Raw genomic sequence first — 12,645 nt, 5'->3', positions numbered from 1 at the left:
CGCCCCACGGGTCGGGCCCGGTCCCGAGGTACGACAGGTCCAGCGCCACCTTCCGTACGACTCCGTGCATCGCCAGCTCGCCCCGTACCGACCAGCGGTCCGGGCCCGACTGGCTGACGCCCGTGCTGTGGTACGTGATCTCCGGGAACCGCGCCACGTCCAGGAAGTCCGGCGACCGCAGGTGCTTGTCCCGCATGTCGTTGCCGGTGTCGACGCTCGCCGCGTCGATGACCGCGTCCACCCGGGAGCGCTCCGGCACCGCCGAGATCTCGATCCGCCCGCCGAACTCGCCGAAGTGCCCCCGCACGCTGGAGAATCCGAGGTGCTGGGCGACGGTGGCCACCGACGAGTGCGCGGGGTCGATGTTCCACACCCCCGGCGGCGGCAGCTCGACGCCGCCCTGCCGGGTCAGGACCACCGTCCCGGCGTCGGCGACCCCGGTGGCGGTCACGAACGCCGTCGCGGCGGCGGGCGCGTAGCCGACGGCCGTCACGATCACGGTGTACGGACCCGGCGCCAGCGGCACGTCGGCGGCCACCTCACCGTCGGCGTCCGCGTCGGCGCGCACCACCTGCGCGCCGGTCCGGTCGGTCAGGGTCACGGCGGCGTTCTGGACGGCCCAGCCGTCCGGAGTCCGTACCTGTGCGCGAAGTCCCATCGGCGTCTCTCTCCTCGTTCGCGGTTCCCGTGCGGCCCGTGCGGCTCGGCGGGGCTCGTGCGGTTCATCGGGTCCAACTGGCCGACGGGCCAAGAGGTGAGCCCCGGCGCGGTGACGGCCTGCCGTCCCCAGGCTGCCGCCACCGTCACCGGGGCCCTTTCCACCGGACCGGGCGCGCCTCCGCTGGGGGACGCGCCCCGTCCGGGGGCTTTTGCTCGCGCGCGGCCCAGGCCCTGTCTTCGAACTGGCGTCTGGCTCATGGCGCCTGGCACGCGCCCTCGCCGCGTTGGCAGCGTTCTCGAAGGCGTCCGAGTACGTCCGGTACGAGGTCGATCCTCCGCCTTGGGATCGCACGCACCAGCCGCCGTGAGCCCCGCCCTTCGGGCGGACGACGCCAGTTCGAAGACAGGACCTAGTCGCCCGCGTGCGTGAGCTGGATGTCGTGGCCGTCGACGCCGGACCCGGCCACCGTCAGGGCACCGGCCACCGGCGGGTAGCCGGTCGCCATGACCGTGTACTCGCCCGCGTCCAGGTCCGCGAAGCCGTACACCCCGTCGTCCCCGGTCGTCGCCGTGGCGACCACGTTCCCGGCCGCGTCGATCAGGGTGACGCGCGCGTCCGGCAGCGGACGCCGGTCGGCACCGGCCCGGATCGTGCCCCGGACGAGCGCGCCGGACCGCAGCACGGCCTCGACGCGGGTCACGCCCTGGGCGCCGATCTCCACCGGCAGGGCCAGCGGCCGGAAGCCGGTGGCGTTCACGGCGACGGTCACCGAGCCGGGCAGCAGCTCCGCGAAGGCGAACTCGCCGCCCGGACCCGACTTGCCGGTCGCCAGCACATCGCCGCGTGCGTCGGCCACGACGACCATCGCGCCCTCGACGGGCACATCGCCCTCCGCCCCGCGTACGGAGCCGGTGAGGCCGCTCGTACCGGCGAGCAGGATGTCGTACGCCAGCGGCTCCTCGCCCACGGCCACCGTCGCGGCCTGTGGCTGGAAGCCGTCGGCCGAGGCGATCAGGACGTACGAGCCGGACTCCGGCGCGTCGAGCGTGTAGCCGCCGTCGTCACCGGCGACCGCGCGGCCCAGCTGGCGCCCGGCCGGGGAGATGAGGGTGACGGCCGCGCGTGGCACCGCGCCGCCCTCGCCGCCGCGTACGACGCCGTGGACGGGGATGCCGGGCGTACCCGACGGGCCCGTCGCGAGCACCGTCGTGGCGGCCTCGACGGCGACACCACCGACCGCGGTCACCGCGGCCGGTTCCGCCTGTGTGCTCTCCAGGCTCTCCACCGCGTCGCTCGCCGCCCGCGTCTTCAACGCGACCTCCTTGATGAACAGCGTCACGAGGAAGGCCAGCAGCGCGGCCGGCGCCGAGAAGAGGAAGACGTCGGCGACACCGTGCCCGTACGCCGCCTCCACGACGGTCCGCATCGGACCCGGCAGCGTGTCCAGATCCGGGATGCCCCCGCCGCCCGTCCCGGCGTGACCGGCCGCCGCGGCCTCCGGGCCGAGGTCGGCGAGACCGTCCTTGACGTAACCGGCGACCCGGTTGCCGAGCACCGCGCCCAGCGCCGAGACGCCGATCGCGCCGCCGAGGGAGCGGAAGAAGGTGACGACGGAACTCGCCGCGCCCAGGTCTTGAGGGGAGACCTGGTTCTGGGTGCAGAGGACGAGGTTCTGCATCATCATGCCGATGCCGAGGCCCATGATCGCCATGAAGGCGGCGATGTGCCAGTACTCGGTGTCGTACCGGATCGTGCCCAGCAGCCCCAGACCGGCCGTCACCAGCACACCGCCGGTGACCAGCCACGCCTTCCAGCGTCCGGTCTTGGTGATGATCAGGCCCGAGACCGTCGAGGAGAGGAAGAGACCGCCGATCATCGGGATGGTCATCACCCCGGACATCGTCGGCGACTTGTCGCGCGCGAGCTGGAAGTACTGGCTGAAGAAGACCGTGCCCGCGAACATCGCGATACCGACGAACAGCGAGGCCAGCGAGGCGAGGGTGATCGTCCGGTTGCGGAAGAGCCGCAGCGGGATGATCGGCTCGCTCGCCCGCGACTCGGTGAGCAGGAAGAGCGCGCCGAGCACGACCGTGCCGGCGAGCATCGTGTACGTCTGCCAGGAGACCCAGTCGTACTTGTCACCGGCGAAGGTGACCCAGAGCAGCAGCAGCGAGACGGCCGCGCTGATCAGGAACGCGCCGGTCCAGTCGATCTTGACCTTGCGCCTGACCACCGGGAGGTTGAGGGTCTTCTGGAGCACGATCAGCGCGATGACGGCGAACGGGACGCCGACGTAGAAGCACCAGCGCCAGCCGAGCCAGGACGTGTCGGTGATGACACCGCCGATGAGCGGGCCGCCGACGGTGGCGACGGCGAAGGTCGCGCCGAGGTAGCCGCTGTAGCGCCCGCGCTCACGCGGGGCGATCATCGCGGCCATGATGATCTGCGCGAGGGCGGTGAGACCGCCGACGCCGATGCCCTGGACGACGCGGAAGACGATCAGCGTGCCCGCGCTCTGGGACAGTCCGGCCGCCGCCGAGGCGACCACGTAGAGGGTCAGTGCTATCTGGACCAGCAGCTTCTTGCTGAACAGGTCGGCGAGCTTGCCCCACAGGGGAGTGGTGGCCGTCATCGCCAGGAGCGAGGCGGTCACCACCCAGGTGTACGCGCTCTGGCCGCCGCCGAGGTCGGAGATGATCTCGGGCAGGGCGTTGGTGACGACCGTCGAGGAGAGGATCGCCACGAACATGCCGAGCAGCAGCCCGGAGAGCGCCTCCATGATCTGACGGTGGGTCATCGGCGTGCCGGGAGCGGCGGGGGCGGGTGAGCCGCCGCCGTGCTTGGCGTGGCCGCCCCGTACACCCGTTGGTGTGGTGGTCGTAGCCATTGAATTCCTTTGTCCTACGTCTCTTGTGCGGAAGTCGGGGGTGTACGGGCGTACGAACCGGGGCTGTCGTCGTAACGGCCGGGCCGGCAGTCGCCGAAGTTCTCACGCAGGCGGGCCAGCATGGTGTTGAGCTGTCCGACCTCGTCGTCGGTCCAGTCGGACAGCACGCGGGCGAATGTCTCGGTCGTCCGTCGCGCGAGTTCGTCGAGCAGTTCGCGGCCCGCCGGTGTGAGCCGCAGGATGCGGGACCGCCGGTCGTCGAGGTCGGGCACGCGCTCGATCCAGCCGCGCTCCACCGCGTGCGCCACATGTCTGCTGGTCACGGACATGTTCACGGCGAGGAGATCGGCGAGACGGCTCATCCGCATCTCGCCGTGCCGCTCCAGCAGGGTCATGACGGCGGCGGAACCGCCCGGACAGTCGGGCGGCAGGACGCGGGCGAGTCCCCGTTTCACGGCGCCGATGGCACTGAGCTGGCGGGCCAGTTCCGCGTACTGACTCTTGGCGGCCATGACTCCTCCGAGGACCCCTCGTGCATGTCGCACCTATGTTGTTGCTTAGGGCAACCATAGAAGCGGTTGGTTGCTGAAGGCAAACTAAAAGAGGGCATCAGGAGTAAAGGAACCCAAAAGGCTTCGCATGTGCGAGGTCAATGGCGAACAGGAGGGGCGGGAGTGGGGCGAGAGGCCGGAGTTGGGCTTGGAGTGGCCCCGGGGGTTGGGCTGCGGAGCGGCGTTCGCTAGGGTCCTGGCACATGGCACACAACCCCCATGCCCCGCAGGGCCCCGAGGGAAATCCCGACCCCGCGGGCAGCACCCAGATGTTCCGCGCCTTCGTCGACGAGGGTGAGCCGACGAGTCGACAGGCGCCACAGCAGAGCGGATCGAAGACCGGACTGATCATCGGCGTCGTGGCCGTGGTCGTGATCCTGGGCGCGGTCGCCTGGCTCGCGCTCGGCTGACCGCGGGTCGTACTCACTCACGATCTCCTGGCGGTGGCGCTCCGCTCCGTGCGGGGCGCCACCGCTTCGACAGCACTCCGATGACGTCTGACGTACGACCTCGTCGGAGGTCAGGCCGTACGTCCTCGCGGCGACGTCCACGCTCGGTCCGCCCGCGCTCAGTCCGCGATCAGCCCTTCCCGCAGCTGCGCCAGCGTGCGGGTCAGCAGGCGTGAGACATGCATCTGCGAGATGCCGACCTCTTCGCCGATCTGGGACTGCGTCATGTTCGCGAAGAAGCGCAGCATGATGATCTGCCGTTCGCGGGGCGGGAGTTTGGCCAGCAGCGGCTTCAGTGACTCCCGGTACTCCACGCCCTCCAGGGCCGTGTCCTCGTACCCCAGACGGTCCGCCAGCGATCCCTCGCCGCCGTCGTCCTCGGGTGACGGGGAGTCCAGCGAGGAGGCCGTGTACGCGTTCCCGACGGCGAGGCCGTCGACCACGTCCTCCTCCGACACGCCCAGCACCAGGGCGAGTTCGGGAACGGTCGGCGAGCGGTCGAGCTTCTGCGCCAGCTCGTCGCTGGCCTTTGTGAGCGCGAGGCGCAGCTCCTGGAGCCGGCGGGGCACGCGCACGGACCACGACGTGTCGCGGAAGAAGCGCTTGATCTCGCCGACGACGGTCGGCATCGCGAACGTGGGGAATTCCACGCCCCGTTCGCAGTCGAACCGGTCGATCGCCTTGATGAGGCCGATCGTGCCGACCTGGACGATGTCCTCCATCGGCTCGTTACGGCTGCGGAACCGGGCCGCCGCGTAACGCACCAGTGGCAGATTCAGCTCGATGAGGGTGTCACGTACGTAGGTGCGCTCCGGGCTGTCCTGGGCGAGCACGGCGAGCCGCAGGAACAGGGAGCGGGACAGAGTGCGGGTGTCGATGGCTTCCGGCTGGGACACGCGCGGTTCGGCCACGGCCGGCTCGGCCGCGCGGTCGAGAGCATCCGGTGCGTCCGGTGCCTGCGGTGCCCGGTCGCTCTTGTTGAGCGTGAGCACCTTCGAGCTGCCCTGTTCTACGGACATGCCACCCCCTTGAGGTCGCTGACGGTCGCGGTGGCCGCTCCCGTCGTAGGAACGCAGCCTCCACCTGAATACCGGCGGTGGGACTGCGGCAAACGCGGTTCCAGCAGAATGTCACATGTCGTCAACACGCTGTAGCGCCAAGTCGACATATCTGCACCGGAATAAGGGGGTATGCGAATTTGCTGCCGGTGGAGGCGCTGCGGGGTTACTACCCGGAAGAGCTACGCCTCGATCCTGTTTGCGGATCGCAAACGCGCGAAGCTTCGCGCCAGCAGCCTCGACACATGCATCTGGGAGACGCCGAGCTCCTGGCTGATCTGTGACTGCGTCAGGTTGTTGTAGTAGCGCAGCATCAGGATGCGCTGCTCGCGCTCGGGCAGCTGGACGAGCAGATGCCGGACCAGATCCCGGTGCTCGACGCCCGCCAGCGCGGGGTCCTCGTAGCCGAGCCGGTCGAGCAGCCCTGGCAGCCCGTCGCCCTCCTGGGCCGCCTCCAGTGACGTCGCGTGGTACGAGCGGCCCGCCTCGATGCAGGCGAGGACCTCCTCCTCGGAGATCTTCAGCCGGGCCGCGATCTCGGCGGTCGTGGGGGAGCGGCCGTGAGCGGTCGTCAGGTCCTCGGTGGCGCCGGTGACCTGGACCCACAGCTCGTGCAGCCGGCGCGGTACGTGGACGGTCCGCACGTTGTCGCGGAAGTAGCGCTTGATCTCGCCGACGACGGTCGGCATCGCGAAGGTCGGAAACTGCACGCCGCGGTCGGGGTCGAACCGGTCGATCGCGTTGATGAGGCCGATCGTGCCGACCTGGACGACGTCCTCCATCGGCTCGTTACGGCTGCGGAAGCGGGCGGCGGCGTAGCGCACCAGCGGCAGATTCGCCTCGATTAGCGCGCTGCGTACGCGGGTGTGCTCGGGGCTGCCCCGCTCCAGGTCCTTGATCTGCGAGAAGAGCAGCTGCGTCAGCGCCCTGGTGTCGGCGCCCCGGGTCCCCGGCGTCGACGGCCGGGGCTCGTTCTCGCTCGGGGTCTCGACGAGGGGCGCCTCGGCCCGGGGCTCGATCTGGGGCGGCATTTGAGGCGTTGTACTGGCCGGCACGGTCACGCCACCCCTTTGCGGTCAACTACGGTCAACTCATCCGTCAAAAGCGGTCATAGCATCACAAGACATGCCCACTGTGTGCAAGCACCAGAAAACTCCGTGTTGACGAGGAAACCGCTGTTCAAACTCGAAAAGCCCCACGCCGTTGAGGCATGGGGCCAGGAGGACCAAGGGGCGGCGCGCCCGCTCGCGGGCGCCGGTAAGGACCGGTCGGAACCGATCAGAACTCGTAGTCGGCGATCACCCAGGTGGCGAACTCGCGCCACAGCCCGACGCCCGCCTGATGGTCGGGGTGCTCCAGATAACGGGTCAGCGCCGCGGCGTCGTCGACCGCCGCGTTGATGGCGAAGTCCTGGGCGATCGGCCGGTCGCTGATGTTCCAGGCGCACTCCCACTGCCGGAGCTCCGGGATCCTGTCGCCCAGCTCCTCGAAGGCCCGCACGCCGGCGACGACGCGGGGCTCGTCGCGCGAGACACCCTCGTTGAGCTTGAAGAGGACCAGGTGGCGGATCACGGGCTTCTCCTAAGGAGGGCGGTGCGGGAGAGGAGGCGTACGTACGTCGCTACCGTACGAGCTCCGACATGAACTCGCCGACACCCTCGGCCGCGCTCGCTATCCCTTCGAACCCCACCTGGACAAGATCGGCGGACCGTTCGGGTGAGGTGATGATCGTATACAGCACGAAGACAACGATCAGATAGAGAGCGATTTTCTTCGTTTGCACCATCAGCGCTGCCTCCCCTGTCGTCCCGGTGCGATCGCGTGAGTCTAACCGTACGAATGGGCCGTCCCGGAGGCCGATTTCGATCACTTGCCTGACCGCTTCTGGCCACCCCGTGGTCATGCCTGATCCCGGTGTCATCTCACCGCCCGATCGGGACGGCGTACGCGACATTCGCCCGGCCCGCGCTGTCAGGACCTGAACGCACACTCCGTGGAACACGTCGCGAACGGGAGCAAAAGCCCCGCAGGGTCGGTTAGTTGTTGATCGGAAGGCAACCGGCTGCGGCCGGTGCGTGCACAACTCTTGACGTGTACGAAACACGGGAGAACCATCTGCCGTAACGAGAGAGCGCTCTCCGCCGTACGTCCCGAACTACCCCTCGTCGTCCGAGACTTCAGGAGACCTGCCCATGCACGCTCCGCTGTCCGTTCTTCCGGTGTTCCGGAGACCCGCGTCGGTGCGCCGCCGCGGGATCGCCGCGTCCATCGCCGCCACCCTGGTCGCCTCCCTGCTGATGCTCATCCCCTCCACCACCGCCGCGAGCGCCGCGCCGACCCTGCTGTCCCAGGGCAAGCCGGTGACGGTCTCCAGCACGGAGAACGGCGGCACCCCCGCCGGCGCCGCCGTCGACGGCGACAACGGCACCCGCTGGTCGAGTGCCGCCGCCGACCCGCAGTGGATTCAGATCGACCTCGGCTCGTCCGTCGCGCTCAGCCAGGTCGTACTGCGCTGGGAGACCGCGTACGCCAAGGCGTACAAGATCGAGCTGTCCACGAACGGCACCAGCTGGACGAGCGCGTACTCCACCACCACGGGCCCCGGCGGCAACGAGACGCTCAACATCTCCGGCACCGCCCGCTACTTGAAGCTCACCGGCACCACCCGTGCCACCCAGTACGGCTACTCGCTCTGGGAGTTCCAGGTGTACGGCGAGAGCGGCGGGCCCGGCGGCCCGATCCAGGGCGGCGGCGACCTCGGCCCCAACGTCAAGGTCTTCGACCCCTCGACGCCGAACATCCAGGGCACGCTGGACCAGATCTTCGCGCAGCAGGAGAAGGCCCAGTTCGGCACCGGCCGCTACCAACTCCTGTTCAAGCCGGGCACGTACAACAACCTCAACGCCCAACTCGGCTTCTACACCTCGATCTCCGGTCTCGGCCTCAAGCCCGACGACACGAACATCAACGGTGACGTGACGGTCGACGCAGGCTGGTTCAACGGCAACGCGACCCAGAACTTCTGGCGCTCGGCGGAGAACCTCGCGCTCAACCCGGTCAGCGGCAGCAACCGCTGGGCCGTCGCGCAGGCCGCCCCGTTCCGCCGTATGCACGTCAAGGGCGGGCTCAACCTCGCGCCCAACGGCTACGGCTGGGCCAGCGGCGGCTACATCGCCGACAGCAAGGTCGACGGCCAGATCACGCCCTACTCCCAGCAGCAGTGGTACACCCGCGACAGCGCCATCGGCGGCTGGGGCAACGGCGTCTGGAACATGGCGTTCTCCGGGGTCGAGGGCGCGCCCGCGCAGTCCTTCCCGAACCCGCCGTACACCACCCTGAACAACACCCCGACCTCCCGCGAGAAGCCGTTCCTCTATCTGGACGGCAACACGTACAAGGTCTTCGTCCCGGCCAAGCGCACCAACGCGCGCGGCGTCTCCTGGAACGGCACCCCGCAGGGCGAGTCCCTGCCGCTCGACCAGTTCTACGTGGTCAAGCCCGGCGCCTCGGCGGCCACGATCAACGCCGCGCTCGCCCAGGGCCTGCACCTGCTCTTCACCCCGGGCATCTACCACGTCGACCAGTCCATCAACGTCAACCGGGCGAACACCGTGGTCCTCGGCCTCGGCTACGCCACGATCATCCCGGACAACGGGGTGACGGCGATGAAGGTCGCCGACGTGGACGGGGTGAAGCTGGCCGGCTTCCTCATCGACGCCGGACCGGTCAACTCACCCACGCTGCTGGAGGTCGGCCCGCAGAACGCGTCCGCCGACCACTCCGCCAACCCGACGACCGTCCAGGACGTCTTCATCCGCATCGGCGGCGCGGGCCCCGGCAAGGCGACCACCAGCATGGTCGTCAACAGTGACGACGCGATCATCGACCACACCTGGATCTGGCGGGCCGACCACGGCGACGGAGTCGGCTGGGAGACCAACCGCGCCGACTACGGCCTCCAGGTCAACGGCGACGACGTCCTCGCGACCGGGCTCTTCGTGGAGCACTTCAACAAGTACGACGTGCGGTGGAGCGGCGAGCGGGGCCGGACGATCTTCTTCCAGAACGAGAAGGCGTACGACGCCCCGAACCAGGCCGCCATCCAGAACGGCTCCATCCAGGGTTACGCCGGCTACAAGGTGGACGACTCGGTCGTCACCCATGAGGGCTGGGCGATGGGCAGCTACTGCAACTACACGTCCGACCCGAACATCCGTCAGGAACACGGCTTCCAGGCGCCGGTGAAGCCAGGGGTGAAGTTCCACAACATCCTGGTCGTCTCGCTCGGCGGCATGGGCCAGTACAACCACGTGATCAACAGCACCGGGGCGCCGACGTCGGGCACGTCGACGATCCCGTCGAACATCGTGAACTTCCCGTAGGGAAGCAGAGCGGGCGGGGCCCGGCATCCTCCTGAGGAAGCTCAGGAAGGAGGCCGGGCCCCGCCACGTGTCGCGACTACCATGGCTGAAGCTTCGAAACCGCGCAAAACACGTAAAGGGAACTTCCCGGGGACGGCGGTCCCCCTCGACAGGAAGCCGGAAGCCATGCCCACCCGCCCCTTCCGTTTCAGCGTCTGCCTGCTCACCACCGGATCGCGCCCGGCCTGGCAGGCCAGGGCCCGACAGGCCGAGGATCTCGGCTACGACGTGCTCCAGGTCCCCGACCACCTCGGCATGCCGGCTCCGTTCCCCGCCCTGGTGTCCGCCGCCGACGCGACCACCAGCCTCAGGCTCGGCACCTTCGTCCTCAACACCGGCTTCTACCGCCCCGCGCTGCTGGCCAGGGACATCGCCGACACCGACCAGCTCACCGACGGCCGGCTGGAGATCGGCCTCGGCACGGGCTACGCGGGGGCCGAGTTCCGTACGGCGGAGCTGCCCTACCCCCCTCCCGGCGAACGGGTCGACCACCTCGCCCACACGGTCGCCGAACTGCACCGCCTGTTCGCCACCCCCGAGCACGTCCCCGCGGTCCGCCAGCACCCGGCCCCACCGCTCCTGGTGGCCGGCCTCGGCGACCGTGTCCTGCGGCTGGCCGCCCGCGAGGCGGACATCGTCGGCTTCCCGGACCTGTCGCCCAGGGTCCGACCCGGGTCGGACCCCCGGCGAGCCCTCGCCGAGCGCGTCGACCACGTCCGCGCCGAGGCGGGCGCGCGCTTCGGCCACCTGGAGCTGAACCTGTTCGTCTCGGCGGTGGTCCTGCCGACTGCGACCTCCGCGGCCCCGGACCTGACGGCGGTCCGCCGCGCCACCCCGGACCTGACGGAGGACCAGGTCAGACAGCTGCCGAACGTACTGACGGGCTCGCCCGACGAGATCGCCGAGACGCTGCACCACTACCGGGACACGTACGGCCTGACGTACTTCTCCGTACTCGAAACGCACCAGACCGACTTCGCGAAGGTCATCGCCCGCCTTCGCTGACCGCCGTGCGGTGCCCGCGGCAACACGAAGGGCCCGGTTCGATGAACCGGGCCCTTCGTCGTACTGGCGGTAGCGGTGGGATTTGAACCCACGGTGACGGGTTACGCCACACTCGCTTTCGAGGCGAGCTCCTTCGGCCGCTCGGACACGCTACCGAGAGAGAGCTTAGCCCAAGGTGGCCCGTGCTCAGAAATCGGTATTCCGGCGGTCCCGGAAGAAGTCTTTGAGCAGCGCGGAGCACTCGTCGGCGAGCACCCCGTGGATCACTTCCGGGCGGTGGTTGAGACGGCGGTCACGTACGACGTCCCAGAGCGAGCCCGCCGCGCCCGCCTTCTCGTCGAGCGCGCCGTACACGACGCGGGCCACCCGCGACTGTACGAGCGCGCCCGCGCACATCGTGCACGGCTCCAGGGTCACCACGAGCGTGCAGCCGGTCAGCCGCCAGGCGCCGAGCTTCGTCGCCGCCCGGCGGAGCGCCACGACCTCCGCGTGCGCGGTGGGGTCGCCGGTCAGCTCGCGTTCGTTGTGGCCGGTGGAGAGGAGCGAGCCGTCCGGGGACAGCACGACGGCGCCGACCGGCACATCGCCGGCCGGTGCCGCGCGGGCCGCCTGTTCCAGAGCGAGGCGCATCGGCGCCCGCCACGGCTCACGCAAGGGGTCGTGCTCCGTCACTAGCGCGCGGTCTCCAGCACCTCGGAGGCGCCCAGTGCGTCCGCGATCTCGGCCATGGCGTCGGTCTCCAGCGCCAGCAGGTCCGCCTCCGAGAGGCCCAGGTCGGCGAGGATCGCGCGGTCGCCCGCCGGTCCCGCCGGGACCGCTCCGGGTCCGGCCGCGCCGGCGAGGCCGGACACCCCGTCGGAGTCCTCCGTGTCCTCCTGCTCTTCAGTCTCGCCGTCCTCGGTGCCGTCGAGGTCCAGCGTGTCCAAGGCGTCGGCGAGGTCGTCATCGTCCCCGCCGAGCAATTCGTCCGTGAGGATCTCCCCGTACGAGGAGCGTGCGGCCATGGCCGCGTCGGAGACGTAGATGCGAGGATCCTCCTCGCCCTCCACGCGGAGCACGCCGAACCAGGCGTCCTCCTGCTCGATGAAGAGGAGCACCGTGTCCTCGTCCACCGAGGCCTCGCGGGCCAGATCGGTCAGATCCGACAAGGTCTCCACGTCGTCGAGCTCTGTGTCGCTCGCTTCCCACCCGTCTTCGGTGCGCGCGAGCAGTGCGGCGAAGTACACCGTGACTCTCCCACTGGTCAGAGGTGACGATTCGGCGGTGCGCTGCGATCTGCCCCGCCCACTACTCGGAATCGTGGCAGAAACACGGCGATTGCGAGAGGTCTTCCGCCGTTGCGTCGTGCAGGCATTTTTTTGGACCGGTGTGGACGCACCGCCGGGCGGGGGTGCGGGAGGGCCGCCGGGTGGCCGGGGGCCGACGCCCAAGTGGCAGGCACGCGACGGTCGGAGGGCCGTCGTGTGACGTGTGCGCGACTACCAGCGGAAGGTCCGCATCCGCATCTGCAGGCGCATCCGGGCCGCGCGGGCCTGCCGAGGTTTCACCCGCTCGCGCAGGGCCTTGGCCTCGTTCAACTCCCGCAGGAACTGCGCACGCCGCCGGCGGCGTGC

General features: G+C 69.7%; 11 protein-coding genes and 1 tRNA gene. 3 read left to right on the top strand and 9 right to left on the bottom strand.

Annotated features, from left to right (window positions below; all coding sequences use genetic code 11):
* The 3 genes from BHU15_RS25320 to BHU15_RS25310 form a co-directional block, all read right to left on the bottom strand.
* The coding region (locus tag BHU15_RS25320) for a YceI family protein (RefSeq protein WP_069629308.1) at window positions 1-658 on the bottom strand (658 nt) is incomplete at its 3' end.
* Between the two features lie 412 nt (window positions 659-1,070).
* A complete protein-coding gene (locus BHU15_RS25315) occupies window positions 1,071-3,458 on the bottom strand; it encodes an MFS transporter (RefSeq protein ID WP_497210038.1) in 2,388 nt (795 codons plus the stop codon).
* A gap of 104 nt (window positions 3,459-3,562) precedes the next feature.
* Entirely contained in the window at window positions 3,563-4,060 is a 498-nt protein-coding gene (locus BHU15_RS25310) for a MarR family winged helix-turn-helix transcriptional regulator (RefSeq protein ID WP_069629306.1), read from the bottom strand.
* A gap of 242 nt (window positions 4,061-4,302) precedes the next feature.
* Here BHU15_RS25310 and BHU15_RS25305 point away from each other — a divergent pair, with 242 nt between their 5' ends.
* Window positions 4,303-4,509: a hypothetical protein gene (locus BHU15_RS25305; protein WP_031230762.1), complete on the top strand. Its 207-nt coding sequence runs from the start codon at window positions 4,303-4,305 to the stop codon at window positions 4,507-4,509.
* A gap of 158 nt (window positions 4,510-4,667) precedes the next feature.
* Here the strand turns inward: BHU15_RS25305 and BHU15_RS25300 are convergent, their stop codons facing one another.
* The 3 genes from BHU15_RS25300 to BHU15_RS25290 form a co-directional block, all read right to left on the bottom strand.
* The gene (locus tag BHU15_RS25300; RefSeq protein WP_069629305.1) at window positions 4,668-5,567 is read right to left on the bottom strand and encodes an RNA polymerase sigma factor SigF; all 900 of its coding nucleotides are present in this window, start codon (window positions 5,565-5,567) and stop codon (window positions 4,668-4,670) included.
* A 221-nt stretch (window positions 5,568-5,788) separates the two neighbouring features.
* Entirely contained in the window at window positions 5,789-6,661 is an 873-nt protein-coding gene (locus BHU15_RS25295) for an RNA polymerase sigma factor SigF (protein WP_079128367.1), read from the bottom strand.
* Window positions 6,662-6,884: 223 nt separating this feature from the next.
* Window positions 6,885-7,178: a Dabb family protein gene (locus tag BHU15_RS25290; RefSeq protein ID WP_023540417.1), complete on the bottom strand. Its 294-nt coding sequence runs from the start codon at window positions 7,176-7,178 to the stop codon at window positions 6,885-6,887.
* 620 nt (window positions 7,179-7,798) lie between these two features.
* Between BHU15_RS25290 and BHU15_RS25280 the strand changes: the two genes are divergently transcribed.
* Together BHU15_RS25280 and BHU15_RS25275 are read left to right on the top strand one after the other, a co-directional pair.
* Window positions 7,799-9,988 carry a discoidin domain-containing protein gene (locus tag BHU15_RS25280; protein WP_079128365.1) on the top strand — a complete coding sequence of 730 codons (2,190 nt, stop codon included), beginning with the start codon at window positions 7,799-7,801 and terminating at the stop codon, window positions 9,986-9,988.
* Window positions 9,989-10,153: 165 nt separating this feature from the next.
* Entirely contained in the window at window positions 10,154-11,032 is an 879-nt protein-coding gene (locus BHU15_RS25275) for a TIGR03621 family F420-dependent LLM class oxidoreductase (protein WP_069629302.1), read from the top strand.
* A gap of 64 nt (window positions 11,033-11,096) precedes the next feature.
* Here the strand turns inward: BHU15_RS25275 and BHU15_RS25270 are convergent.
* The 3 genes from BHU15_RS25270 to BHU15_RS25260 form a co-directional block, all read right to left on the bottom strand.
* Window positions 11,097-11,187, bottom strand: a tRNA-Ser gene (locus tag BHU15_RS25270).
* Window positions 11,188-11,218: 31 nt separating this feature from the next.
* Window positions 11,219-11,662: a tRNA adenosine(34) deaminase TadA gene (gene tadA, locus BHU15_RS25265; protein WP_079128366.1), complete on the bottom strand. Its 444-nt coding sequence runs from the start codon at window positions 11,660-11,662 to the stop codon at window positions 11,219-11,221.
* A 41-nt stretch (window positions 11,663-11,703) separates the two neighbouring features.
* Complete coding sequence (locus BHU15_RS25260) at window positions 11,704-12,258, bottom strand: tRNA adenosine deaminase-associated protein (RefSeq protein ID WP_069629301.1); 555 nt, start codon at window positions 12,256-12,258, stop codon at window positions 11,704-11,706.
* Window positions 12,259-12,645 lie beyond the last annotated feature (387 nt).

This window comes from Streptomyces niveus (genome assembly GCF_001723055.1).
GTDB lineage: Bacteria > Actinomycetota > Actinomycetes > Streptomycetales > Streptomycetaceae > Streptomyces > Streptomyces niveus.
The sequence above is the reverse complement of the archived record's forward strand: the minus strand, read 5'-3'. Positions and strand labels throughout refer to the sequence as shown.

Coding starts and splice junctions, on each gene's coding strand:
- BHU15_RS25315 (WP_497210038.1), bottom strand. CDS start 3,458: ATGACCCACCGTCAGATCATGGAGGCGCTCTCCGGGCTGCTGCTCGGC.
- tadA (WP_079128366.1), bottom strand. CDS start 11,662: ATGCGCCTCGCTCTGGAACAGGCGGCCCGCGCGGCACCGGCCGGCGAT.
- BHU15_RS25280 (WP_079128365.1), top strand. CDS start 7,799: ATGCACGCTCCGCTGTCCGTTCTTCCGGTGTTCCGGAGACCCGCGTCG.
- BHU15_RS25300 (WP_069629305.1), bottom strand. CDS start 5,567: ATGTCCGTAGAACAGGGCAGCTCGAAGGTGCTCACGCTCAACAAGAGC.
- BHU15_RS25275 (WP_069629302.1), top strand. CDS start 10,154: ATGCCCACCCGCCCCTTCCGTTTCAGCGTCTGCCTGCTCACCACCGGA.
- BHU15_RS25310 (WP_069629306.1), bottom strand. CDS start 4,060: ATGGCCGCCAAGAGTCAGTACGCGGAACTGGCCCGCCAGCTCAGTGCC.
- BHU15_RS25305 (WP_031230762.1), top strand. CDS start 4,303: ATGGCACACAACCCCCATGCCCCGCAGGGCCCCGAGGGAAATCCCGAC.